This window comes from Micromonospora sp. NPDC048898 (assembly GCF_043198035.1).
GTDB lineage: Bacteria > Actinomycetota > Actinomycetes > Mycobacteriales > Micromonosporaceae > Micromonospora.
On record NZ_JBICUF010000011.1, the window covers coordinates 181,246 to 205,039 of the forward strand.

Genomic DNA, 23,794 nt, shown 5'->3' on the forward strand with positions numbered 1-23,794 from the left:
CGTGTGCTGCCCAGTCGCTCTGTGTTTGTCGTTGCCTTCCGCTATGGTCACGCGCGTTCTGACGCACCTTTGGTGGTTTAGAAATGGGACATGTGTAGCACGCGGCTGCCCCTAGAGGGTCGTGGGAGCTAGCCGTTCGATTGGAACAATGAATCATCAGGTTTTCGAAATGTCGGCTAGTCGACCCTCGGTCGCTGCAGCACGCCTTTGGTCGGCGCTTCACGGTAGAGTGCGCAGCCACTCAGGGACGAGCGTTGACTTGGAGTAGCTGTGGCAAAACAGACTGTTAGCGAGGCTCGCCTGTTCGATGACAACCCCGCCGACGAAGATCTTCTCGGTTTTGATGCCATCGCCGACGTCGTCGCGCGCATTGTGGGCTCGGGAGGTCTAGACCCGGTCACTGTCGGAATTCACAGCGCCTGGGGTGGTGGTAAGTCGACAGCGCTTAACCTCATCGCGAAGGATCTTTCTGCGCTCGGGCACGTTCTCGTGGTTCGAATCGATCCATGGGAGTTCGAGAACGCCGAGGACATGCGTGGCACTCTGATCGCCCAGGTCCTCGACACGTTGCAGAGTCAGCTGCCAGTAGAAGAGACAGCCAAGTCAAAGATTGTCCTGGAGAAGCTGAACGAGCTACGCAAGCGGATCGCGTGGGGGCGCGTGGCAAAGGTTCTGATCACCAGCGCGGTCACCATGTCGCCCGGGATTACTGACCTCGTTGATGCCTTGACGCCGGAAGCGAGGACTGGCGAAGCCGATCAGGTCCAACAGGGCATGGCGGGATTCCGGGAGCAGTTCCAAGCCCTCATGGATTCGATGGATGGTCTGGCGAGGGTCGTCGTGCTAGTGGATGACCTGGACCGCTGCCTGCCGCCGACGATCATGGCGACGCTGGAGTCGATCAAGCTCTTCCTGTCAGTCAAGAAGATGGCGTTTGTGATCGCCGCAGACCAGAACTTGATCCGGGATGCGGTCGACGTCGAGCTGAGCGGAGCCGCTCGTGGGGGCTTCGCGAAGGTCTACACGGAGAAGATCGTGCAACTCCCGGTCACGCTGCCCATGCTGTCGATCGAGCAGGCTGAAGCCTATATCGCGTTGCTGCTGTGCAACTCGGGTTCCGCGACCGGCGGCCGGTACAAAGAGATCGTCGCCCTCTCCCGCAAGCGGCGGGTGGAGGGTAAGGCACCCTATGTACTTCCAGGCCAATCGGACAGCGAACCCACCGTGGCGACGCTGACGCTTGCAGCGAGCATCGCGCGTGGCCTTGCAGCGGACATATGGCGCAGTCCTCGATCGATCAAACGGTTCCTGAACGCGCTGGCGGTGCGTGAGCACTTGGCGTCCCTCGCCGGCGCGGAACTGCCACTTGAGCTGCTGACGAAGCTGTATTTGCTGGAGCTACGCCACGATGAAGCGTTTCAGGCGCTGGCGAAGCAGACAAAAAGCGAGCGGCAGGGGTTCATCGACGCATGGGAAGACTGGGCACAAAAGATTGATGGTGCTAAGGCCCCCGAAGGCGTCAAATCCGACACGAGAGAGTGGGCCGCTCATCCTCCGTCGCTGAAAGACGACGCCGACGCCATTGACCGCTATCTGAGCGTCGCAGCGACGCTGAATAGCGACGTGCGCTTCGGCGGGGCGATCAGCGCTGAGCAGCTCGAACTGATTGAACTGCTCGCGCACCCCTCCGACGCAACCCGCAACGCTGCCGTTACGCAAGTGGTGGCACTACCCGACGACGATCAGGACATCGTGGTTCAAGGCCTTTGCGATCAACTTGCCCGCACCAACGAGCCGGAACCGCTCATCAAGGCCCTTCAGCAAATTTCCGATCAGGTACCGCGGTTGGTGGAGCCCGTGACCACCGCCCTAACCGCACCTGCTGTTCTCCATACGATGCAGGTGCACCACGTCGCGTACCTGGCTGGCCTTCCGGCTGTCATCCATGCCCTTGTCGGAATGACAGGCGGCGATGAAAATGTCGTGCGCGCCGCACTTGAAGCGTTGGAAGAAAACAGCTGACCATGGGCACGTCAGGCGCCTACGGCGGCAGCGGCTCCAACTCATGGGATGCGGTGCACGATTCCTACTCGGACATGTCCACACCATCGTCGCCACCGCCGACGTCACCACAGGTCGAAAAGTTCGTCAACTCGTTGCTCAAGGCTCTCGCTACCGGGTCGTCGCAGGGTTCGCCCGGTTCGGTTGGGTCCCTCTTACCGTCCCGGCCCAGTTCTACGGGATCTGGGTCGTCCAGCTCCAGCACCGGTGCTGGCGGCGGCGGTCGTAACCTCGGCAGGCAAGTCGGGCGCGGGGCCACGGCTATCGCCGGTGCGCAAGCCCTGCGGAGCGGTGATGCGGCGACACTTCGCGAAATCGGTCTTGATCTCAATCATCTACGCTCACTACAGGGCACCCGAGCACAGTGCGCCTACATCGCTGACACGATCCTGGGAGCCCCCAGCCATCCCGATGAAGTGGCGCTCAAGGCGGCCACCATACGGACGATGGCAGAGCTGATGAAGTCCAAGGAGGAGGTCGATCTCGATGGTCGAGTCGAGATGTTCATTGAGAATCTCGCCTACGAGCAGGTGCTGGTGGAGTTGACGTCGCAGCGGCGGGAGAACATCACCACGCCGCAACGAGCTCAGCAAATCGAAGAACGCGCCAAAAAATATTTGCATTCAGTCATATCCGCCCGCGGCATCGTGCCGAAGGCCAAGAGAACCGTCCAGAGCCTAGTCGACTTCGCCTCCGGGCTCGCCGCCAAGGCATTCCGGGTCTTGGGGATGAAGGGTGGCGCATGAGGACTATCGAGCTGATACCCGAGGGCACCAAGCCAAAGATCAATTCACCGACGGTAATTGAATGGCCGCACGTCGCTGGCACCAGTCCGACGATGGAGGCCGCCGTCGGGTGGGACTTGGCCGAACTCGGTGACACCGATGACGTTACCCGCGACCTGCTACGTGTCGTCACTGCGGCATACCTGGCAGACCGCACAACCCGCAGGTCGAACCTACTGCTACGTCGCGAACTCGCCATAGCGGTCCACGTCGAAGACCCGGACGCGTGGACGCAGCCAGCGCTGGACCTAGCGGTGGACCTACTCCACTGGCTTACCGGAGATACCTGGCACCTGCAGGTGTTGCCGGCTCAAGCACCCGCCCGTCGCCTGCCCCAGACACTCCCGCCTGCCGATATTGTCAACCTCCTGTCGGGCGGCCTGGACTCCCTTTGCGGTGCGCTGCTGCAAATCAGAGAGCCACAGACCGCGCTGTACCTCGGCCACCGCGACACCTCCAACGCCGTACGCCACGCCCAACACCGAGTTGAACAGGCACTGCACCAACGGCGTACCGGCACCGAATACCTGCGACTAGCGCTCCGGCCGACCACCGCCATCAAGGAACCCACACCTCGCACGCGCTCCCTACTCTTCATGGCACTGGGCGTCGCTGTCGCCACAGGCCGACATGCGCACCGCGTCGTCATGCCTGAAAACGGCTTTACCAGCATCAACCCCCCACTCGAACCATCGCGCGGGGGCCCGCTCACCACCCGCTCCACCCACCCGTGGACCTTCCATCAGCTCGGCAACCTGCTCACCGAACTGCGCCTCACCGACATCCAGGTGACAAATCCCTATGCGGACATAACCAAAGGGCAACTGGTCGCAACCGCGCTTCGTCCGCGCAACGACGAGGACGCCGCGCTCGCCGCTGCAACGCTGTCCTGTGCGAAGCCCAACGCCGGACGACTCAAAGGCGGAAACGCGAACCTCAACTGCGGCCTGTGCATCGCTTGCCTCGTGCGTCGTGCCGCATTCATCGGGGGCCGACGACGCGATCAGACGGTCTACCTTATGGACGTCCTACCGCCGACCTCGCGCACAAAGTTCATCCGCTACCGTCGTCACGACATCGCCGCGTGGCAGTACACAAGCGCAGCCGGCTTCGACGAATACCGCGTCCTCGCCTCCGGCATGTGGCCGCCAGGCACCAACTTCGACCTAGTCATGGACATCTGTAACCGTGGACTCAAGGAGCTTCGACGTGTCCCAAGCCCTCAACCCACCCCGGCTTGACTGTCACGCCCACATCGCTCCGGACGTCACTCACGCGCAGATCACAGCCCTCGGCGGCGCCTTCATCTTCGCCATGACCCGCAGCCCCGCCGAGGCCCGAGCCGCAGCCCGACGCGACGACGACACCATCATCTGGGGATACGGCGCCCACCCCGGCATCAAATCCTCCCTGCAAGCAATCACCGCTGAAGATATCCATGCCGCGACGGAACAACACGTACTCATCGGCGAGGTCGGACTGGACACGGCGACCGCCCTTGCGCCGCAACAGACGGCCCTCGCCAAGATCCTTGAGGGCTGCCACCAGCAGCCCGTGCTCATCTCGCTGCACAGCACTGGCCGGACCGCCGAGCTTGTCCTCGCCCTCGAACGACAGCCACATCCCGGCGCAATCCTTCACTGGTTCAACGGCACCGCCAATGAGATCAAACGAGCATCCGCGATTGGCTGCTACTTCTCCGTCAACGGCGCGATGACCGATGAACGCCTCAACCTCATACCGCCGGACCGAATCCTACCCGAAACAGACTTTCCAAGTAGCCGCAGATCCACCAAGGCGAAACTCCCAGGCGACACCGCATTCCTTGAATCGCGTCTCGCGGCACTACTTGGCACCTCTACGGCTGATATCAGTTCGCTTTGGTATCGGAACCTAGCCAAACTTGCACAACGGTCACGGACGCAGCAGCGTCTACCGCTCGCATTGCAGCAAACACTAGTAGCTACATCGTAAAGAACTGTTGCAAGAACCCTCGGTCGTCTGTTGTCGGCAACCCGCCTACATCTCTCGTGCTGGCCTGTCGAAGTCATCAGAAAGGCTGCGGGTGATTGAGCTAAACCTGCTGCTTGTACACTTACGCAAGGTTATTGCGGGCAGTCTTGAGCCAGCCCTGGCCGTACCCTAACCTATGAGCATGTGCACCCAATCTGGTGCACGTCTGCGACGAAGCGGTGTTCACGTCTCGGACACATCATTTCCCCACGAAGCGTGATTTCTCTTCGCGTTTCGAGCGATCCCCGTCCCGTTGGGCGGGGATTTTTGCTGTGCGGGTCAGGACGCTCGTCGGGGCGGTGAGCGGGAAGACCGCCGTGTCAGTTTCGATGGTCCAAGCGTCGTGGTCACACACGATGATCATGTTGTTGAGCCGCAGGTAGCCCGCGACGCTGTCTGGATCCTGGTCGCGCATCGCCGGGTGGTGCCGACGCAGGCAGCTGTCGTGTCGAATCCTGTCCAGAAGATGGTCCTCTCGGACGTAGAGGGTCTTCTGTCGTCTCGATGAGGTGGGTCGGGTGCTGGTGTTGCCGTGTCGACATCGGTAGCCGGCACGTTCGTGGACCCAGTGGGAGTCCATGATTCGGCCGCACACGCCGCAGCAAATCACTCCGGCCAACAAATAGCAGCGGGGGATGCCGTCGGCTGGGGTCGGTGCGCTGTGGATTGCCTGGACGGCGACGAAGTGTTCTTCGCTGACCAGCGGAGTATGTGCGATCTCGCGGGAGATGACCCAGTCAGTGGAGGCGCTCCACCGTTGGATCTCATGGTGTCTGGTGATGGTGCCGTCCGGTTCGATGTCGTCGTGGTCGGTGCGTTGACGGTTCCAGACCTGCCGCCCGGTGTAACGGGGGTTGGCCAGGATCGCCGCGACAGTGGTCAGCATCCACTGGCGGCCGCTGCGGTGGGGGTTACGCGCTGGGTCGGCGCCGGACGGGCAAAGGACGCCGTTGTCGTTGAGGGCGCGAGCGATGCTGGCCACGCTCCGGCCGGCAAGCCGCTGCTCGAAGATCCACCGTACGTGGGGTGCGGTGGCAGGGTCGGGCTCCAAGCGGTGCAGGCGCCGTCCCCAGGCGGCGTGGGCGCGGTTCGGATGAGGGCCGGCGTCGGCGAGCCGGTAGCCGTAGGGTGGCCGGCCGCCAAGGTGTCGGCCCTGCAACTCTGCCTGAGCGCGCATGGCCGCAGTGGTGCGATGCCGGGCCCGGGACACCTCCCGCTGGGAGTGCACACCCAGCAGGTCCAGCAACGCCAGCTGTCGGGGGTTGTCGAAGTCCACCGGCCCATAGGTTTCCGGCAGCCACAACTGCACGCCATGCCTGAGCAAGGTGGGAGTCAACTGTTCAAGCTGCTGGCCGTGGAAGGCGCGCTCGTACTCCCCGACGACGACCGCGTCGAACCCGCGTGTCGAATCAGTCATGGCGTCGAGCAGCCGTGACGCCTGCGGCCGGTCCGGCCAGGGCACGCGGCGGGAGACGCCCTCGTCGAAAAACTCCACCACGATCCGGCCATGACCCGCGACCAGGTCGCCGGCGTGGTCGCGTTGCCACCGGCACGACGAGGCCCGATCCTGGAAGTCGACGGTGGACATCCGTCCGTAGAACGCGAAGCGCAGTCCATCCGCAGCCGAGACGAACCGTTGTGGCCGTAGCTTCCGCTGCCCGGCGGCCCACGACGAAAGGGTGTCCCGTTCTGCGGCTGCCGTCACCCTCGTCGCCATAGGACCTCCACGATCGGCGTATGTACCCCCGCCATGGTTCCCACGCCCAGAGTAGGAGGTGCGGCTGATTCACGCAGCTGTGTCACCCTTTCGAGTGGTATCGACGGCAACTGGCCGGCCGGCTAATGGACAGCGACCGAGACAGAGTCTGACTGCGAGCCCGGCTGCTCATTGTTTGCGTGTGTCGGAGCGGTGCCGGCGGGCTGGTCGCCACCGTCTACGACAACCATTCGTCCGGTCCTCGGGGCGGCTGGTCCTCGACGCCGCGACTGGCGACGCAGTGGTGATCGGCCTGGTAGACTTGGGAGATCGTTTCCGTTTCGTGGCTAACGCCATCGAGGTGATCCCACCGGACGAGCCCTTGCGTAGCCGGTAGCCCGGGCGGTTTGGCGTCCCCACCCGTCGCTGGGTTATCGGCAGAGTACTAGCTGACCACACCACGCGGGCTTACCCGGCAGTAGGGCGGGGGCGCTTGTCGATCATCGCGCTGGCCCCGGTCGGCCTCGTCCTCGCGGATCCAGTTCCGCAACGCCTCATGATGCACCCCCAAGCTGGCCAGCTGACGGCTCACCGGCTTCGGATCCGACTTCCGATACAGACGCACCGCACGTTCACGCAGCTCATCGAATACTTCTTCGGTGCTGCCACGGATGACTCCCTTCAGCCGCACCAGAGCATGATCGAAAGCCTCCGAACTGCCGGGGGAACCTCACACCCGTTTGAGTAGTTGTGCGTACGGCTGTGGTGAGGTAGTCGGTGCGGCGAGCCGTACATGCTGTGGCTGGCCGCGTTCTAGGTTGTCTGCGGCTGGTTCGGGCTCGTCCATCCGTCTCTGGCCTGGCACAGAGTCGGATGGCGAACGACAGCCTCTCCGGGCGGATTCGCTCGGGCCGTGATGTCGAACGCTATTAATCCCTTCTCAACGATCGTCGGGCGGGAAATGCTGGGGTACGTTCGCGCGTGCGGAGCGGCTATGGTGTAGGCCGTTCACTACGCGAGGTGTTCAATGAGTTACACATGGCCGTATCGATGAGCCGGACCGCGGACAGACCTCCGTCTCTGCCGCCATCGCCGTCACGAATCGTCGCCATCGTGATCGTCGGCTTGCATGCGTGATCACTACAAGCCGCTGCTGGGTGAGGTCTCGGGCCGGACGCCGATCTCCTTGGCCGGCGTACCTTCGGGCTTGGAAGCGGTGACGGTTCCCGTGCGTCGCGACGGCGAGTACCGGGTGCCGAAGGACCGGCGGGGCCGCACGAAGGTGTCCAGGGTGGATCTTGTCGCCGCCGATCGAGTTGCTCTGTTCGAGCCGCCGGCAGGTCTGTCGCAGGCGGATCTGGTCTGGACGCTCTCCGCGGGCCGGCGCATGTGGTCGTCGGTGTCCAACCGCTTCGGTGCCAGGGCGCTCGAGGTCGCTGTCGAGCTCGTCAGAGCAGGCGGCGTGGTGCTGCGTTGCGATGTAGACCGTAACCGTCTGGCTCTGGGTTCTCCGCAGAGTTGGTCGCTGTCGGGTGCGTGGGCGCAGCAGGCAGCTGACGAGCTAGCCGAGCTTCGGCCGCGGCGCGACCCAGATGAGGTGCGCCGAGAGTTGCTTGAGCTTCTCGACGGCCTGACGTCGCCGGTGCCGCTGGCCGTGGAACGAGAGCTTCTGGCGGGTGTGGCGCCGGGATCTGCGCTGGCCGTGCCTGCGGCAACCGGGACGACGGCACGGAGCTGGGCCACATACGAGGCAGCGCTGCGAGCCGCCGGTAAGTGGGCGCGCATGGATCGGATCCCGGGCGCCGCCGAGCTCGCCGGCTTGGCATGGGGCGATACCCACATCGCGTGGTCCGCCGCCCGGTCCATCGTGTTCAGTCAGCTTGTCGGACAGGAGTTCTCGCTGGCGGTCAAGAAGTCCGACATCACCATCCGAGTGCGAGGCCCGCTGATGTGGCATCAGGGCACTGCGATCGCAGACGCCGGCCGGAGCCGGCCGTGGGTGGGGCTGCCGTCGGAAGGTGTGCGGCTGGTTGGGGAGATTGATTTCCGGGCGTCCGGGATCCTGCTGATCGAGAATGCTGAGACCTTTCAAGAGGTTTGTGAGAACGAGGAGATTACAGCGTCCTGGTTATGCGTGTGGGGTCAGGGCAAGGCCGTGGTCAACACCGTCAGTCTGATCGCGGCTCTTCCGCCGGTGCGGGTGGCCGCGTGGATGGACCTGGACGCGGCAGGACTGGAGATCTTCCTGATGCTCGGTGACCGCCTCAGCAGGACAGTCACGCCGATCGGCATGGATCTGGACCTACTGCGGTCGGGCCCTGCGCGTAAGAGACCGACGGTCGAGGAGACTCGAAAGGCTGAAGAGGAGGACCGGAGCCTGGCGGCCCGTTTGAAAGATCGTCTTCCTGCTCCGCTACGCGACGTGGCGGCGTACATCGAGGCGACCGGGAAATCAGTCGAGCAGCAAACTCTGCACGATCGCGTTCTTCCGTCACTCGCCGGCCGGCTGGCAGCGGTGCGGTAGCGGACGTGGACGAATCCGCAGAGCCCGCGCTCTTTTCGATGGCCCAGCCAGGCGTGATGTCCGATCGCAGGCAGGTCAGCGACGCCAAGCTGCTGGCTAACATCCGTTCCTTCATCGCGCCGATCGCCCGTGACGTGTCCGCAGTCACCGACGACCCGCGGGTAGTGCAGATCGCTCGCGACCTGTCGGAGGTCTTCGCCGACCACGCCGGACTGACGGGTATGACCAAGGCAGAGGTCGAGGCGGTGATGGTCCGTCGCGGACACATCGACCGCGCATTGTTCGATTCCCGTTTCGACCTTTTCGTCCGAATGGGTCTGATAAGGCCGTATCTGGAGAAGAAGAATCAGTCGCGATACGTGCTGGATCCCTCAGGCCTGGCCGGGCTGCTCGTTTTTGAACGCCTTGGCACGCGCGGCGGCATCGAGGAAATGCTGTTGCTGCTCGACCGCACACGGTGGCTGATCGAAACCGGCGAAGCTAATCGAGCCACAATTATCAGGCACCTGCGGCGATGCCGGCAACTGTTGAACGTCTATGCCGCGAACCTGTCAAGGCTCGTCGAGACGGCGTCCATCGGCGAGCTGATCGACGAGCACGCCAACCATGATCCAAGCCGCGTCGAACGCGACGTCCACGTCCTGAACAACCTAGTGACCCAACGGTTCAGCGGCGATTTCGAACTCGGCGAACTAGCATTCCAGCTGGTGAAAGCCGAACTCGGCTACCGCCAGCAGGTACTTGGCGCGGTCGACCGCGTCCTCGAGCAGGGCGGCGCGTCGCTGGACTTTAGCGTTCTCACACCGGAGCAATATCTCTCTGCGGCCATCAACGCCTCCAGCGAAGAGCTCGCGGCGGTCGCGGCGCACGTGGTGGTCGATCCGCCGACCGTGTGGCTGGATCCTGGCAGCATTGTCGATGCGCTCGACGAATTGCGACCCGGCAGGCAGGCACCGGCCCGGCCACCAGGACCGAGCTCGAGCGGCGACACCGACCCGATCGCAACGCTGCTGGAGCAGCACGAACGCGCTGCCCGCCATCGCCGGCTCGTCCTCGAATCCCATCTTGATGGCGGCGATTCGGTGGATATGACCGCATTGTTGCGGGAGCTGGGATGGCCCGCCGCCGCTGTGGAGCTGATGGAGTTGCTGACAGCCTCCGTTGACCCGGCGCAACCGTTCGCGTTGACGCTAGGACGCGAGGTTCTCGTGGACCCGGACGCGCCGGTGACCTACCTGCATCCCGTGATCCTGTCCCGATCTCCCGCCGGTCAGGACGGCCGACCGTGAGCGGGACGATCGAGGACCCCGCAGTGCTGCTTGCCGCGGTCCGCGCGACCGGTGGCCTCGCTTCGCAGCGAGCGGATCCGCGGACCGTCGACGCGGCCCGACGAGCCGCTGATGAAGCCGGACGCGCCCTGCTGACCTACCGGGCCGATGACACCGGTGGGCGCGGGCTGGTTTTGGGCTGGCTCTCGCAGTACACGCCGGCACCGGAAGACAGCCTGGCCTACCCGGTCCGACGCCTTTCACCGGTGGCTGTCCTGACCTGGGCGAGCTGCCTGGGCCTGGCATGGCCCGACCGGGCGGCGCCGCCCTATCCCGGCGAGCCTTTTACCAGGTCGAGCCTGCTCGAGGTCACCGGAGATCTGGGCCTGTCGACGATGTGGGTCAAGAGCGCCTTGTATCGTGTGCTGATCCCGGCCCGGCTGGTCGAGGGCCGCCCCACGGTGCTTCATCTGGGGCCGGCGACCGCGGCCTTGCCGGAGCCATTCGTCGAGGCGATGCGACGTTTCCACGACCGGCTGCCCCGCCTGGACCCGCGCCGAATCTCCGATCCCGACCTCGACATCGACGAGGCGGACCTGGACGGGCTCGGCAACGACGACGGCGGTGACGACGTCAGCGACCTCGACGACCAGACATTCGACGACGACACCTTCCCGCCGCTGCCGGGCGACGATGTGGCGGATGACCTATGACATCGCCGGGTCTGTCCAGCACCGATCAGATCGCCGTCCGTGAGGCGATCGGCGCACTGGAGATCGTCGACGGAGCCATCGGCCCGGGAGTCTTCTCCGCACTAGATGACCCCGCGCTCCGCAAATCGGTCAGCACCGTCTTGCGGCAATCCGGACGAACGCTGATCAAGGCCGGTGACGGCTGGACGACCGGATACTGCGACGACATCGCCGACACACTCGCCGAACAGGAAATCGGCGTGCTCGCATCTGCGGACCGGGCCGTTCTCGTGCTTGTCCTGCTGCGTTCGGTGGCGATCCCCCGTGCTCGCGGCAAGACGGCCGGCACGACATGGGACAACAGCGACGGCGTTCGCGGGACCTCGATCGACGAATTGAAGCAGAACCGGGACATCTCCCGGGCTCAGATCGAGGAATCCATACGCCGGCTGCACGCCGCCGGCCTGATCGGCCGGCGCCGCGGGCTGCTCTACCCCGGCCCCGCGCTGCTGCGCCTCACCCCGCAGCGCGCCGCCCAGCTGTGGCAAAACCTGCTGCTCGTGGCAGCGCCCGACAGTATCTATGCGCGGGCACTGCGTGCCCGCAGGGCCGCGCCGCCCACGCCGGGCAACCTGGAGGAGACCGCGTGACGACACTGTTCGATCAGCCTCACACCGATGAGACGCTCGGAGTCATCGGTGAACGGCAGCTCGTCGTCGTGCAGACCTTCTATATCGCCCGCCTCACCAGCCACCCCGTTGCCATCACCCCGTCATCGTTCGTCGCCGTCACCGGCCGCGGGCCCCGCGACTCCAACGAATCCGGCAAAACCAGTTTCAACGCCGCCGTGTCGCTACTGCTCGGGGACCCCGAATGGCGCGTATCCGGAGGCGGTGTCTCCTCCGTGGCCCAATTGCTGTTCGAGCCCGACACCGCCGGCGTCGCCGCCCACCGCTACCCGGCAGCCGACACCGGATTCATCATCGGTGTCTTCGCCGACCCCGACGACCCGGCCTCCAGCGCCCACACCGTCTGGATGAAACTGTCGTCGACACCGAAATACGTGCAGGTCCGCCATAGCGCCGGCGTGCACCTCGTGGATGCCGGCACCGACGTCGAAAGACACCGCATCGCCCCGGCGGTCTGGAAATCTATACCCGCAGCCGATCTGGGTGCCCAAACATATGTCAGCACCCTCTACGGCCACAGCCCTCGATGCCTTGCCTACGTCGCGTCCCGCGGAAAACAACGCAGCGGGCCGTCTTTGCTGAAAATGGACACCGGCGCGTTCAGCCCCGAAGAGATCGGCGCCGCACTGGTGCGGCTCACCGGTCGCGGCGAGGCTCTCGAATTCGAGCAGGACCAGCGACGCAAGCTGGCGAAGCAGATCGAAGACTTTCAGCAGACCGTAGCCGAGCACGAACAAAAATGGGCCGCCGAAGAGAGAACCGCCGACGGGGTCCGCATCCGGCGCAGCATCCGCACCAAACTCGACGACGGCGAAAGACTGTGGCGTCAGCACCTGGCACGCGGACTATTCGACGCCCTCGGCCGGCGTCAAGTACTACAGGAACAAGCCCGGCACAACACAGCCGAAATCAAGCGTCACGCAAAGGCACTGCGTGAGCGGCAAGCAGAGGAGAAGGCGCTCGCCGACGACACGTCGATGCACACCAAGGCGCGAGACGCCCAGGCGGCATTCAAGACGGCCGACAGCGCTCTGACCGAGGCGAACCGCGCGGAAACCACCATCCTCAACACCATCAACACACTGCGCGAACAGATGGCGGCACTCGAACGAGACGGAGCCCGAACCTCACGCCTGGACGTCGACACCGCACAGCGCCGGCTGGGCGAGCGCACACGAGAACGCATCGCGCGTGCAGTGGATCTCGAGACTAAGACGCAGCTCGTCGACGCCCTCAAACTCGAGATCGAGCAGGCAGAACTTGGCCGCAGCGGCGACGCTGGCCGCAGCATCGCCATCCTCGCCGAACTCGACCCACCCATCCAGGCCGTCGGACTGCTAGACACGACCGAGATCTCTGAAGGCTACCGCGACGTCTGGGAAGCCCGCCTGCACCCGTGGCGGGCCGCCGTCTGCGTCGACCAGCCCTACCGAGACGGCGCACTCGCCGCCTTGTCTGGGCACGCAGGTGCCATACTCGTCTGCGGCACGCCTATCTGCGAGCTTCCTGACGGCATCGTCTCAGCGCCACCCAGCGCCCACCGTTTCATGGTAGAGCTGGCCGCACACCTGCATCCGGTCCCAACCGATGACGTCCGCGCGGTCGAGGACGTCGTTTCCGGGGCGACCGTGGTCGGCGGGTTCGACGACCCGATCGCCGGCCGAATCCAGCTGATCACCGCGCTACAGGCCCGGCTCGCGCGCACCGAGCACGCACGCGCTGACGCCGAGACCGCCGACGGCCTGGCAGAAAAGATGCAAACCCAGGCGGCCGAGGATCTCACTGCCGCACAGGCCGCAATCAAATACCAGCAATGTGTAGAGAAGATCGGCACCTACGAAACCCAGGAACTACCGCAAGCCCGCGAGCTAATAGACCGACTCACCGAGACACGCGGCGAGGCCTTCGAGGAACTCGCTCAAGCCAAAGCCGAAGTGCAGGGAATCGAAGCCGCCCGCTCCGAAGCCCGCACCAAGCGCCAACAAGCCGAAAAGGAACTGATCGCCGCGAAAAAGGACGACACGGCAACCCGTCAGGCCCTCGATGCCACCGACGTCGGCTACTGGCTGTCCGCGATTCCCGGAGGTCAAGCCGACGCCCGCCTCATCCTCAACTGGGCCGATCAGCCGATCGACCACGACATCGCTCGCGGCGTCACCCGGCCCGCTGACCCTCGCGATTCCACCCAGCCTGTCGTCACGCGGCCCAGCGATAACCTGGCCGTGCGAGCCAACAATGAAATCAACAGCGTGCTCGACATGCTGGGAGTCCTACGCGACTCCGGCGAAGGAGCCCCCACCGACGGCATCGCCGAAGCCGTCCGCCATCGCGAATCGCTCGACGAAACAGGCCACCGCCCCACATCTGTCGACCAAGCCGGCTTCGTACGGCTTGCCACAGCACTCGACAACTGGCTCAATCAACACGCCGAACGTGATCAGCTCTTAGAGGACCAAATCGCCACCGCCCGACGAGAACGCGCCCAGGAAAGAGCCTACATCGAGTCGAAGCTCACCGCCTTTGAGGCAAGCGTCAGCAACGTCCAAGACAGCCTTGAACAGCGTATCGAGGAAAACGTTGTCGCCATTAGCAACGCCCTCGACCGCCTCAACCGGTCCGCCGACGGATACGGGGCCACCCTGCATTGCGAGGTCTTCCGGCCGACAGGACCCGAAGAAGTCTGGACCTGGAAGGTGACACCTGCCTGGAGGCGGTCACCAGGCGGGCGCATGCTTGCCTACGACAGCGCGACCAACACCGCCCAGGAGAAACTCTTTAGCATCCACCTCGTGCTCGCCGCGTTACTTGCCAGCCCGAACCCGAAAGGCCGGGTCCTGATCCTTGACGAACTCGGCGACTCCCTGGGCGATGAGCATCGCAGAGACGTCCTCTCTGCAGTCGCGAACGTCGCCCGTGAACACGGCATCACCGTGCTCGGCACCTGCCAAGACGCAGTCATGCCGGACGCTGCCACCTACTGCGGGGAAATCCTCTACTTCAGCTATCCATCCAAAGCCGACGCCCTTAACCTACCCACCCGCATGTTCGGCTTCGACACCAACAGCGCAAGGGTCGAGTTGTCGGCTGATCATCTCATCGCTGGCCGAACCCCGCACTGACGTCCTCGAAGTAGAGATAGTCACGTCCATGCTCCGACCCAGGTTTGATGGGATTTTATCTATTCCTTTCCGTGACTGAGAAACGGTCGCGACGACCGTCGGATGGCGAGCCATGACCTCGTCGACAAAGAACACCGACATCACCGGGAGCGTCCCCGCGAGCCGGCAGACGCTGATCCTGTCGGCTGGCCGCGATCGGCTGCGCCGCGCGCGCGATGCCCGAGAGCACCCGCCGGGCCTACAGCGGCGACCTGCGCCGCTTCCTCACCTGGTGTAGCGACCAGCAGTTGCTGGACGTGATCCCCGCTCTTGACGAGGTCGCCGCGCTCGCCGCCGCGCTGCACACCCTGCTGGCCAGCGGCCCCGACATTCATCTGGTCGTCAGCGAGTACGTCAACACCGTCGTCGACTCCGGGCCCGCTCCCGCCACCATCGAACGGGCCCTAGCCGCTATCGCCGCCGCCCGCCGCGCCGCCGGCGTCGGTGTCCTGCCCACCCACGGACCTCGCGCGGTGCTACGCGACTACGGTAGCGACCGGGCCAGCAGCGGAGCCGGGATCGGGCGCTGGCAGCGAGTGCCTGTGGTCCAATGCGATGGAGGAGGAGTAAGATCCGAGATTCAACCGGTTAATGCGTGGCATGGTGCTCGTTCGTTGTCGGTGCGAGAACGCGTCCACGGAGCCGCAGGACCGCCCCATGCTCAAGCGGGTGGCTCTGTGTTGTTCGGACGGCTTTACCGCCTTTTAGGTGGAGCGTTATCGGGGCTCTGGTATGGGCATCGCTGACGGCATCAGCACGGTCCAGTGCCCGTCGCCAAGACCTGTGTCGGTGTTCCATTCGCCGACCGTGATGATTGCCGCTCGTGTGCCATCGGCGTAGTCGACCGTGACGCGGCTGTCGTCATCCAGGTACCCGAGAAGCGATGCGGTATCCACGACCTCCTGGGTGAGGTGATGCTGCTTGCGCGTGGTGGCCTCCAGCGATGTGACCGGTTCGATGGTTAGGACCACAGTGTCGCCGTTGCGGCGCAGCCCGGTTACACGTGCAGCCCGGTAGGCCGATGTGGCGACCACCAGCAGCCGCGAGGGGTCCGTTCCTGAGAGTTTGGCGGTGATGGTGCGGGCGGCTTCGTCCTCGAGCAGGTCGGTGTAGTCGCTCGCTGGGTTGGTGCCCTTGATCCGGCGGACGTTGCCGTCAGGAACACCGAGGTTGATCAGGCGGTTCGCGATGTCGTCAGGACAGGGATTGACCACGTCGACCTGCGTGTCGGTGCCACGGAGTGTGTCGATGAACATGCCGGAGGTGACCAGGTCGGTCGGCGGCAGCGAGTAGCCGATCAGCGCGACCCGGTCGGCCGCACGCAGCGCCTCAGATGCCGAGCGCCAGAGCTCGCGGGTCACCGGGTTGTTGTAGAAGGCGGATTTCGCGGCGGCGGGCGGCACGATGAACGGACTCCGACCAGGCAGAGCTTGCCGGCGGCGGTCCTCGTCAACGCCTTGCGGATCACCCCAGCCGCCCTGCAACTCCCAGCGTTGGATCGTGGCGCCGGAACTGTCACCGGGCACCCAGAATGTATCCAGCGAGCCGTGCAGCTTCAGCAGCCTAAACGTGTCCGAGCTGCTGGCTACGATGAAGCCCGGCTGGCGGTAGAACGGCGGCACGTCGCGCACCAGCCGGAACGCGCGCGCGATATCGCCGACCGGCCACTGCCCCGGACGCAGGTACTCGATGGTGTGCTCGATTAGCATGTCGTAGTTGAACGTGATCACGTCGGAGAGACCGGTGTGCATGAGCCCGACCAGACGTTGCAGCCACCAGTCCGGTTGTCCAGCGAGCACATTGAGCTGACACTCCTGAACGATCGTGTAGATGTTGTCGGTGACGTTCAGGAACAGCCCGTGGTTGCTGTAATTCTCATGATCGAGCAGATCTGGCTGAGGTTCGGCGAGCCGAGACAACCATGCCTCGAAATAGCCGCCTTTGAAGCCGTGCGGGGACCGGGCTGCCGCCGCAGGAAGGCGGCCGCGCACAAGGTTGCCTAACGCGTCAGTCAGTGGCATTTTGTCGGAGATCGCTAGCGATAGGCCAGCACCCAACACGAAGGCGGTTCGCAACAGCACAACTCCGGTCTATCAGGAACGGAAACGGGCTTTACCATACGTGTCGAGCAAGGACAGCTGGGTCGATGGCATCCGACCCGGCCGCCAGCCGAACGGTACCCTCCCATGCAGCACTGTCATCGCTGCGGAAGACGAGGCTCAGGAGTTGGTCCCGGGGCGACCAGCCATTCGCGGGCGCTCCTGGCCGTGGCACGCAGCTGTGGATGCTCCTGCATGATCTCGCGCTGCCGCTCGGCGGGCAATCCGAGCTCGTGCAGCACGTTGAGGATCACGACTGCTGTGGTCACCTCCACAATAGCGATCAGCTCATTGGTTGAGTGCTTCGGAGTTCCGCCCTTGTGCGCCAGGTCGTTCCGAGCCCGAGTGGTCCTCTTCGCCCATTGGTCTACGTCTGGCATGAGCAGCCCGACCGCTGCAGCGTCAGGACGCGCAGCGAGTGCGTATAGCCGGTCCCGCAGGGTCGGGTCGTTGCGGATAACTCCTTTGAATCTCTCTCGGTGGTCCTCGGGCGCGTGCGTCAGCATCGCTTCGCGCATTGGCTTGAACTCATCGGCGGGCATCGGACGTTCATCGACGCCGAGACACCGATGCAGCACCTCAGCTGCGCCGACCGCTGTCAACAGATTGCTCTCTACATAGCGCGGCGGTGCGTAGCGAAGTCCCAGGATCATGTTGATCGCCAGCTGTAACCGCCCGTGTGCCTCGCACCAGCGGGGAACGACCTCCTCGAACGGGAACGATGCGCACGTAAAGAACACGAGGTGGTGGTCGACAGCCTTGGCATCGTGCTTACCAAGCACGGAGGGCGAGTAGAGCACATCAGCACTTCGGCGCAGCGACGGCCGGTCATCACGCGCTACAGAGTCCGCGTTTGCCAGCTGCAGTCGCAACCAGATCACGCCGGCGGCACGGTGTGTCGCGAGCGCGATCAGATCTTGAACCAGGCTGGCCGCGCCCAGTGCGCCGCTCAAGGAGAACGGGTCCGTAGGAACGATCCGCAAAAACGCACTGTCGCGCATGCGGCCGACGGTTCCGCCCCTCCGCTGATCGAAGAACGGCAGCGTGTGCCGGTGCGAGAGGCTGAACTCAGTTCCATCGACCGTGATCGACTGGGATTCCGGCGTCTTCACGGAGATGCTTCCGCTTCCGTCTGGAGTGCCGTCGGCAACTCCCACGAAGCCCTCGAACGCCGACGAAGCTGCCCACAGCCCGAGGTCCTCGACAGACACCTCGGCCGCGGCGAACGCTGCGTCGTCCTCCCCGCTGACGTGCGCCCCGATGAGCGCCGTCGTCACCAACACCGTCTGCTTGTCTGGGCTCCGTACTCGCGCACCGAAGGTCCGCTTGCTGCTCTTCGGGACGCAAACGAGAAGGCTTATCTCGCGCTGCTCGGCCGCACCGTGGATGACGTCCCACGTCTGGTGCCCTTCGTGAACCAGAGCGACGCCAGGAGAGGGGTTCGACACGATGCGGTCTTCGAACGCGCCGATCAACGAGAGCACTATGCCGTCCTCCGGCTCGTAACGCAGCACGCCGGGGATTCGCTCGTCGGGGTCGGCGGGGAGCCACCAGAGACCTGCCCACTCGGCGGACTCGTCGAGGTTCAGAGGATCATTGGCCATGAAGTTCGCTTTCGCTGAGTAGGACGTCGGACGTCCTGCGTCGCGGCCTGCTCGCCGGGCGGGTCGGAGTCCAGCAGGGTAACCATCTTGAACTTCTGTCCCTCGCAGCGGCGCGCAGTGGCACACCATCTTGCCGGCGGCTTAGCCAGGGTAATCGCGACGTCGGTGCGCATCGTCGCTACGCCGGCCTTACGGATCGCTGCCCGAGGGGGGGTGACGTGGTTGCCGTGCTGGTGCGTATGTAGCAGCAGGGCCGTAACCAACTCCTCAATCTTCTGTCCGGGTCACGCGCTTTCGATCCCCGGTGGCTATCGCTGGATGCCAAACACATCGTCGAATCTGCTCTACTTGCGCTGTCTTGGAATGGACCGTGACGGAGCCCCACGGTGGCAGTCCGGCAGTCTGACCTCGTTACCAGCGCCCGCATTCTTGACGGGCTTAGGGCAGCCGTTTGGTTGTCGACGACGGCAGCTGCCTGGGGTTGACTTACGGCGCCCTGTTCCGCCAACGGTGCCGACTCGCCATGCTGTGGCAGGTCGTAGGTGGCCGCAACATCGAGGCCCGACATGAGGGGCAGCTTACCCGTCGGGTCCCGGCCGGCCTGTCGCGTCAAAGTGCGGGCACAGCCGACGTCGACTTGCACCCTGTGCACTGTGTCGAGGCGCTAGATGTCTCACTTCCGGCAGATGGTTGCCTTCGGTAGTTGGCTGCGTGCATCCTGTTGGGCTGGGCGAGCCCCGAGGAGGCATAGTGCCGGACCCCGTGTCCCCAACGAGCCCTACCGTGAGACGTCTGACTCAAGGCCTCGTAGCGCACCTGCTCGCGCAGGTCAAGAGCAGCGAGCGGCCGAATCGCGACGCGATCGACGAGGCCAACACCTACTGGTTTCGTAGGCTGCCCCAAGACAACGCGCGTTCCCGCGGACCGGTCATCATGCAGGTCGCCTACCCTCCGCCACCGGAACCACCTGTACCCCCAACAGCGCTTCGTGACCTGCTGGACGGTACGGAGTACGGCAATGCCGAAGGCCCGCCACTCCAGCTCGTGACGAACGACAGTGGGCGCGCAGCGACAGGTCCGGCAATCTCCGATTCCCTTCGGCGGGAGTACGAGGACTGGCTCGCCGTGTGGACAAAGTGGGCCGAGCGGGAGCGCCGCGTGGGGGAGCAGCGCGCCACCTACACCTACCTGGAGCGACTTCAGCGCCTGGCACAGCAACGCGGCGATGCCGAGGAGCTTGTGCTCGGTGTCGGTCTCCTTACCTCCAGCGCCGCTGGCCGCTGGGCTGTTCGGCGGCACCTGCTGGTCTGGAACGCCGCCATCGTTGAGGACCCAGCGACCGACAGCCTGCAGGTCGCCTTGTCCCTCGACCAGCGGATGAAGATCGAGGACCAAGACTTTCTCACGTCTCAAGACGGATACCGCGCCAAACCCTTCGAATCTCCTTGGTTCGATACGGGAGCGCAGCTGCACCCCTTTTCGCCGGAGGTGGTGCGCCTACTGCAACTCTGGCGGCGCCGTTGCTGGGACCGTGCTCTCCACCTTGCTGACAACCGGTGGGAACCTCCGCTCCTCGACGAGGCCGACACGACACGGCTGACCCTCGCCCCAGCCCTGTTCCTCCGCCGCCGTGACCGCAAGGGACTGGAGCGGGTCTACCGCACCATCGCTGACAGCCTTGAGGACGCGGAATCTCCTACCCCCCTCGGGCTGGCGCAACTCGTGACCCCGATCGAGGCAACGGAACGCTGCAATTGGCTCAAGGGCGCGGGACGGGATCGCCCGGTCAACAGCGACGACCCGCTGTTTCCTCTCGCCAGTAACCGAGAGCAGCGCAGGGTGCTGGCCAAGCTCAGCGACGACACGACCGTCGTCGTGCAGGGCCCACCAGGCACGGGCAAGACGCACACGATCGCCAACCTCATCTGTGCGCTGCTCGCCGACGGCCAGAGGCTGCTCATCACGAGCCAGAAGGACCAAGCGCTGCGCGTGCTCCGAGAGAAGTTACCCGAGTCGGTGCGGCAACTGTGTGTACTCATGACGGGCATGCAACGGACAGGAACAGACGAACTCGACCGCAGCATCACCGCGCTGTCGGAGCTGTCCTCCACGATCACCGTCGACGAGCTACGTAGCGACATCACCCAACTTCGGCAACAGCGCGCCAGCCTGAGCGCTCAGCTCAAGCAGACGATCCGGGGTTTGGGCGTGATCCGCGAGCAGGAGTACACGATTCACCCGCCGATCGCCGCTGGCTACGGCGGCACGCTCGCGCAAATCGTCGAACAAGTCAACGCCGGCCGCGATCAGCACGGCTGGATCGAACCCCTACCTACCGGCGCCTGCGGGGATGCGCCCCTGTCGAACGACCAGGCCCAACAGTTGTGGCAGCTTCTCACCTCCGCCACACCAGAACGCGCCGCACGAGCCCAGCAGTTCATTCCCGACCCCGATCAGGTTCCACACGCCGCGGACGTCGCCGCCACGATCGCCACCATCGCTCACGCTGAGCGGATCCTCGGCGCCGACCACACCGCCACCGCCTGGTCACTCACCACCCTCGATGACGCCACCCTTGCTGAAATTCAGCGCCACGTCGCGGTTGCCACCGATGCCCTGGCATCCTGCGGCCTACCCGACGCGATCACTGACTGGGACCCCGCAGACTGGCGACGCAGAGCCGCCGAAGCGCTCCTAACCCGGCAAAGCCCGGCCTACTGGGAGGCCCTATTCGCTGAACTGCGAGAGGTGGAGCCCCACGTACGTGCCCTCACGGCGCTCAACGACTGTGACATCGACCTGGGCACCACACCCCTCACCGCAGCCCACCTCAGCCGCCTCTCGGGCCAGGCCAAGCGTCTGCGTAGGCACCTGGCCAATGGCCGACGCCTACGCCGCTACCTGCCCCCACGCGCCCAGCTCGACGCCACCGACCTGCTGCAAAGCTGCACGGTTGACGGCGCCCCGCCCGCCACCACCTCAGAACTGACCGCACTGTCCACCTTCCTTCAGGCCGAAACAGCCGTCACCACGGCTCTGGAAGCATGGGCACAGGTCGGCGTTCCGACGTTCCACGGGCCGCTACGCCGTCGAGTCGCACATCTCCACGACATCTCACACAACGCCTCGGCCTTGCGCACGCTCGCCGCAGCGCGGGACACAGTGGAGCGTCTTCTACGCAGCCACGGAATCCGCTTCGCAGTCCGCAGCCCGCAAGATTGGGACCTCCTCGTCCGCATTGGCCGCAACCGAACGACTATCACCGGGGCACGGCAGGCGTCCGAAGCCATCACTGAGCTCACCAACAGAATGCAGACATGGCGCCGGAACCCAGACGTCGCCCCCGAAGCCGCCGAGCTCAGCGTTGCTCTTGGAAGCAGCGACATCGACCGTTACGCGGCAGCCCGCCGACAGCTTGATCTGGCCAGGAGCGACAAGGACTCACAACAGGGCTGCGAACAGCTGCTCCAGAGACTCTCCGCCGCCCACCCGGCACTCGCCACCCAGATCAGCGAGAACCTCGACGATCCAACCTGGGGACACCGCCTCAACGACCTCGAAGCGTCGTGGGCCTGGAGCGCAGCAGCGGCCTACCACCAGATGATCCGGCCAACAGATACCGAGCAGATCCACGAGCAGCGCATCGGCGATGTTGAGCTAGAACTCAACCGCGTGACCGCAGAGCTAGCTGGCAAACAGGCTCTGCAACACTGCCTGGAACATCTAACGGAAGAACAGCGTCAAGCTCTCCAGTCCTACAAGACCAACATGGGCGCCTACGGCCGAGGGCAGGGCAAGAACAAGGACCGGTACCTCACCGCAGCGTTCGAGGCGATGAAGAACGCCCAGCAGGCCGTCCCCGCCTGGGTCATGCCCCTATCAGCCGTGATCGACACCATCACGCCACGACCCAACGCCTTTGACGTCGTCATCGTCGATGAAGCCAGCCAAGCCAGCGTCGACAACCTCTTCCTTCTGTGGCTGGCACCACGAGTCATCGTCGTCGGCGACGAGAAACAGTGCGCACCCGGTGCCAACTACCGAAACAACGACTCCGAGGCCGTGCAAGAGAGCCTAGACCGGCACCTAGCCGACATGGCCTTGAACCTGCGCAACGGTTTCCTCCCCACCTCGAATCTCTACGAACTCCTAGCCACCCGCTTCTCCGATGTCGTTCGACTCTCCGAACACTTCCGATGCATGCCCGAAATCATCGGATGGTCCTCTGCGCAGTTCTACGACGGCAGACTTATCCCACTCCGTCAGTTCGGGGCCGACCGCCTCGACCCCCTCAGAGTCGTGCAGGTCAACGACGCCATGGAAGAGGGACAACGGGCAACCCTGCGCAACCAGGTCGAAGCCAGCGCCATCATCGATAACGTTCAAAAGATCATCGACGACCCGATGTGCCGCAACAAGACCATCGGTATCATCGCGCTGCAGAGCGGCAAGCAGACTCAGATCCTTGAGAAGCTGCTCTACGAGCGCATCGACCCGGCCGACATACGCCACCGACGAATTCGAGTTGGCCAACCACCCGACTTCCAAGGCGACGAACGCGACATCGTCCTGCTGTCCATGGTCGTGACGAAGGCCAGAACGGCTCTCACCGGCCGCACCGAGCAGCGTCGGTACAACGTCGCCGCCAGTCGCGCCCGTGACCAACTCTGGCTGTTCACCTCGGTGCCCCCTAACAGCCTGAATCCCACCGACCTTCGCCACTCCCTGCTGACCTACATGCTCCACCCTCCGGCGACCTTCACGGTCGATCCCGAGCTCGATGACGTCACCCCCGACACCCGCACCGAACCCTTCGCCTGCCTGCTGCAGCAACGCGTCTTCCTGGAGCTGCGGCGCCGCGGCTACGCCGTAGTCCCGCACTACCCCGTCGACCACCGAGCCATCGATCTTGTCGTCGTCGGCGACAACGGCCGGCTGGCCGTCGAGTGCGACACACCGTCGCGGTACCGACAACCCGAGCAGGTCCAGCAGGAACTACACCGCGAGCGAGAACTACGCCGAGCCGGCTGGCAGTTCATTCGCATCCGAGACAGCGAATACCTGCACGACCCCGCTGCCGCCCTCGAACCACTCTGGCAGCAACTACAGCAACGAGGCATCGAACCCCGTTCACTGCCCGCAGCACCACGCCAGCAGCCACGTTGGAGACCCACAACGCTGTCCGATGACGAAGACGACCTCTAG

16 protein-coding genes are annotated in these 23,794 nt (G+C 64.5%); 12 read left to right on the plus strand and 4 right to left on the minus strand.

Annotation, left to right across the window (positions count from 1 at the left end; genetic code table 11):
* The first annotated feature begins 270 nt into the window (after positions 1-270).
* From ACGFIQ_RS25700 to ACGFIQ_RS25715, 4 genes are all read left to right on the plus strand, one after another.
* Positions 271-2,022, plus strand: a complete 1,752-nt coding sequence (locus ACGFIQ_RS25700; RefSeq protein ID WP_393247711.1) for a P-loop NTPase fold protein — start codon at positions 271-273, stop codon at positions 2,020-2,022.
* A 485-nt stretch (positions 2,023-2,507) separates the two neighbouring features.
* Entirely contained in the window at positions 2,508-2,807 is a 300-nt protein-coding gene (locus ACGFIQ_RS25705; RefSeq protein WP_363686363.1) for a hypothetical protein, read from the plus strand.
* The gene (locus ACGFIQ_RS25710; protein ID WP_363686365.1) at positions 2,804-4,087 is read left to right on the plus strand and encodes a hypothetical protein; all 1,284 of its coding nucleotides are present in this window, start codon (positions 2,804-2,806) and stop codon (positions 4,085-4,087) included. The genes ACGFIQ_RS25705 and ACGFIQ_RS25710 overlap by 4 nt, the downstream gene beginning before the upstream one ends.
* Positions 4,056-4,820 carry a TatD family hydrolase gene (locus tag ACGFIQ_RS25715; protein ID WP_363686367.1) on the plus strand — a complete coding sequence of 255 codons (765 nt, stop codon included), beginning with the start codon at positions 4,056-4,058 and terminating at the stop codon, positions 4,818-4,820. Before ACGFIQ_RS25710 ends, ACGFIQ_RS25715 begins: the two co-directional genes overlap by 32 nt.
* 238 nt (positions 4,821-5,058) lie before the next feature.
* Here the strand turns inward: ACGFIQ_RS25715 and ACGFIQ_RS25720 are convergent, their stop codons facing one another.
* Complete coding sequence (locus ACGFIQ_RS25720; RefSeq protein ID WP_393247714.1) at positions 5,059-6,576, minus strand: recombinase family protein; 1,518 nt, start codon at positions 6,574-6,576, stop codon at positions 5,059-5,061.
* Positions 6,577-6,859: 283 nt separating this feature from the next.
* On the opposite strand from ACGFIQ_RS25720, the gene ACGFIQ_RS25725 reads away from it, so the two are divergent.
* Positions 6,860-6,952, plus strand: a complete 93-nt coding sequence (locus ACGFIQ_RS25725; protein WP_393247716.1) for a hypothetical protein — start codon at positions 6,860-6,862, stop codon at positions 6,950-6,952.
* A gap of 48 nt (positions 6,953-7,000) precedes the next feature.
* On the opposite strand, the gene ACGFIQ_RS25730 is transcribed toward ACGFIQ_RS25725, so the two are convergent.
* The gene (locus ACGFIQ_RS25730) at positions 7,001-7,246 is read right to left on the minus strand and encodes a transposase (RefSeq protein ID WP_393247718.1); all 246 of its coding nucleotides are present in this window, start codon (positions 7,244-7,246) and stop codon (positions 7,001-7,003) included.
* 438 nt (positions 7,247-7,684) lie between these two features.
* Between ACGFIQ_RS25730 and ACGFIQ_RS25735 the strand changes: the two genes are divergently transcribed.
* The 6 genes from ACGFIQ_RS25735 (at position 7,685) to ACGFIQ_RS25760 (ending at position 15,632) form a co-directional block, all read left to right on the plus strand.
* The gene (locus ACGFIQ_RS25735) at positions 7,685-9,079 is read left to right on the plus strand and encodes a Wadjet anti-phage system protein JetD domain-containing protein (RefSeq protein ID WP_393247721.1); all 1,395 of its coding nucleotides are present in this window, start codon (positions 7,685-7,687) and stop codon (positions 9,077-9,079) included.
* A gap of 5 nt (positions 9,080-9,084) precedes the next feature.
* On the plus strand, positions 9,085-10,368 hold the full coding sequence (locus tag ACGFIQ_RS25740; RefSeq protein ID WP_393247723.1) for a hypothetical protein: 1,284 nt from the start codon (positions 9,085-9,087) through the stop codon (positions 10,366-10,368).
* On the plus strand, positions 10,365-11,060 hold the full coding sequence (locus ACGFIQ_RS25745) for a hypothetical protein (RefSeq protein ID WP_393247725.1): 696 nt from the start codon (positions 10,365-10,367) through the stop codon (positions 11,058-11,060). The genes ACGFIQ_RS25740 and ACGFIQ_RS25745 overlap by 4 nt, the downstream gene beginning before the upstream one ends.
* The gene (locus ACGFIQ_RS25750) at positions 11,057-11,689 is read left to right on the plus strand and encodes a hypothetical protein (protein ID WP_393247727.1); all 633 of its coding nucleotides are present in this window, start codon (positions 11,057-11,059) and stop codon (positions 11,687-11,689) included. Before ACGFIQ_RS25745 ends, ACGFIQ_RS25750 begins: the two co-directional genes overlap by 4 nt.
* Positions 11,686-14,847, plus strand: a complete 3,162-nt coding sequence (locus tag ACGFIQ_RS25755) for a hypothetical protein (RefSeq protein WP_393247729.1) — start codon at positions 11,686-11,688, stop codon at positions 14,845-14,847. The genes ACGFIQ_RS25750 and ACGFIQ_RS25755 overlap by 4 nt, the downstream gene beginning before the upstream one ends.
* Before the next feature lie 215 nt (positions 14,848-15,062).
* On the plus strand, positions 15,063-15,632 hold the full coding sequence (locus ACGFIQ_RS25760; RefSeq protein ID WP_393247731.1) for a hypothetical protein: 570 nt from the start codon (positions 15,063-15,065) through the stop codon (positions 15,630-15,632).
* Here ACGFIQ_RS25760 and ACGFIQ_RS25765 read toward each other — a convergent pair.
* Both ACGFIQ_RS25765 and ACGFIQ_RS25770 read right to left on the minus strand, forming a co-directional pair.
* Positions 15,603-16,967 carry a hypothetical protein gene (locus ACGFIQ_RS25765; RefSeq protein ID WP_393247733.1) on the minus strand — a complete coding sequence of 455 codons (1,365 nt, stop codon included), beginning with the start codon at positions 16,965-16,967 and terminating at the stop codon, positions 15,603-15,605. The two genes, ACGFIQ_RS25760 and ACGFIQ_RS25765, sit on opposite strands and share 30 nt — an antisense overlap.
* Before the next feature lie 116 nt (positions 16,968-17,083).
* Complete coding sequence (locus tag ACGFIQ_RS25770) at positions 17,084-18,589, minus strand: HEPN domain-containing protein (RefSeq protein WP_393247735.1); 1,506 nt, start codon at positions 18,587-18,589, stop codon at positions 17,084-17,086.
* A 783-nt stretch (positions 18,590-19,372) separates the two neighbouring features.
* Between ACGFIQ_RS25770 and ACGFIQ_RS25775 the strand changes: the two genes are divergently transcribed.
* Positions 19,373-23,794 carry an AAA domain-containing protein gene (locus ACGFIQ_RS25775; protein WP_393247737.1) on the plus strand — a complete coding sequence of 1,474 codons (4,422 nt, stop codon included), beginning with the start codon at positions 19,373-19,375 and terminating at the stop codon, positions 23,792-23,794.

Bases quoted from the DNA above. Each gene is read 5' to 3' on its own strand.
- ACGFIQ_RS25705 (WP_363686363.1), top strand. From the start codon at position 2,508: ATGGCAGAGCTGATGAAGTCCAAGGAGGAGGTCGATCTCGATGGTCGA.
- ACGFIQ_RS25710 (WP_363686365.1), top strand. From the start codon at position 2,804: ATGAGGACTATCGAGCTGATACCCGAGGGCACCAAGCCAAAGATCAAT.
- ACGFIQ_RS25720 (WP_393247714.1), bottom strand. From the start codon at position 6,576: ATGGCGACGAGGGTGACGGCAGCCGCAGAACGGGACACCCTTTCGTCG.
- ACGFIQ_RS25735 (WP_393247721.1), top strand. From the start codon at position 7,685: ATGCGTGATCACTACAAGCCGCTGCTGGGTGAGGTCTCGGGCCGGACG.
- ACGFIQ_RS25750 (WP_393247727.1), top strand. From the start codon at position 11,057: ATGACATCGCCGGGTCTGTCCAGCACCGATCAGATCGCCGTCCGTGAG.
- ACGFIQ_RS25760 (WP_393247731.1), top strand. From the start codon at position 15,063: ATGCCCGAGAGCACCCGCCGGGCCTACAGCGGCGACCTGCGCCGCTTC.
- ACGFIQ_RS25770 (WP_393247735.1), bottom strand. From the start codon at position 18,589: ATGGCCAATGATCCTCTGAACCTCGACGAGTCCGCCGAGTGGGCAGGT.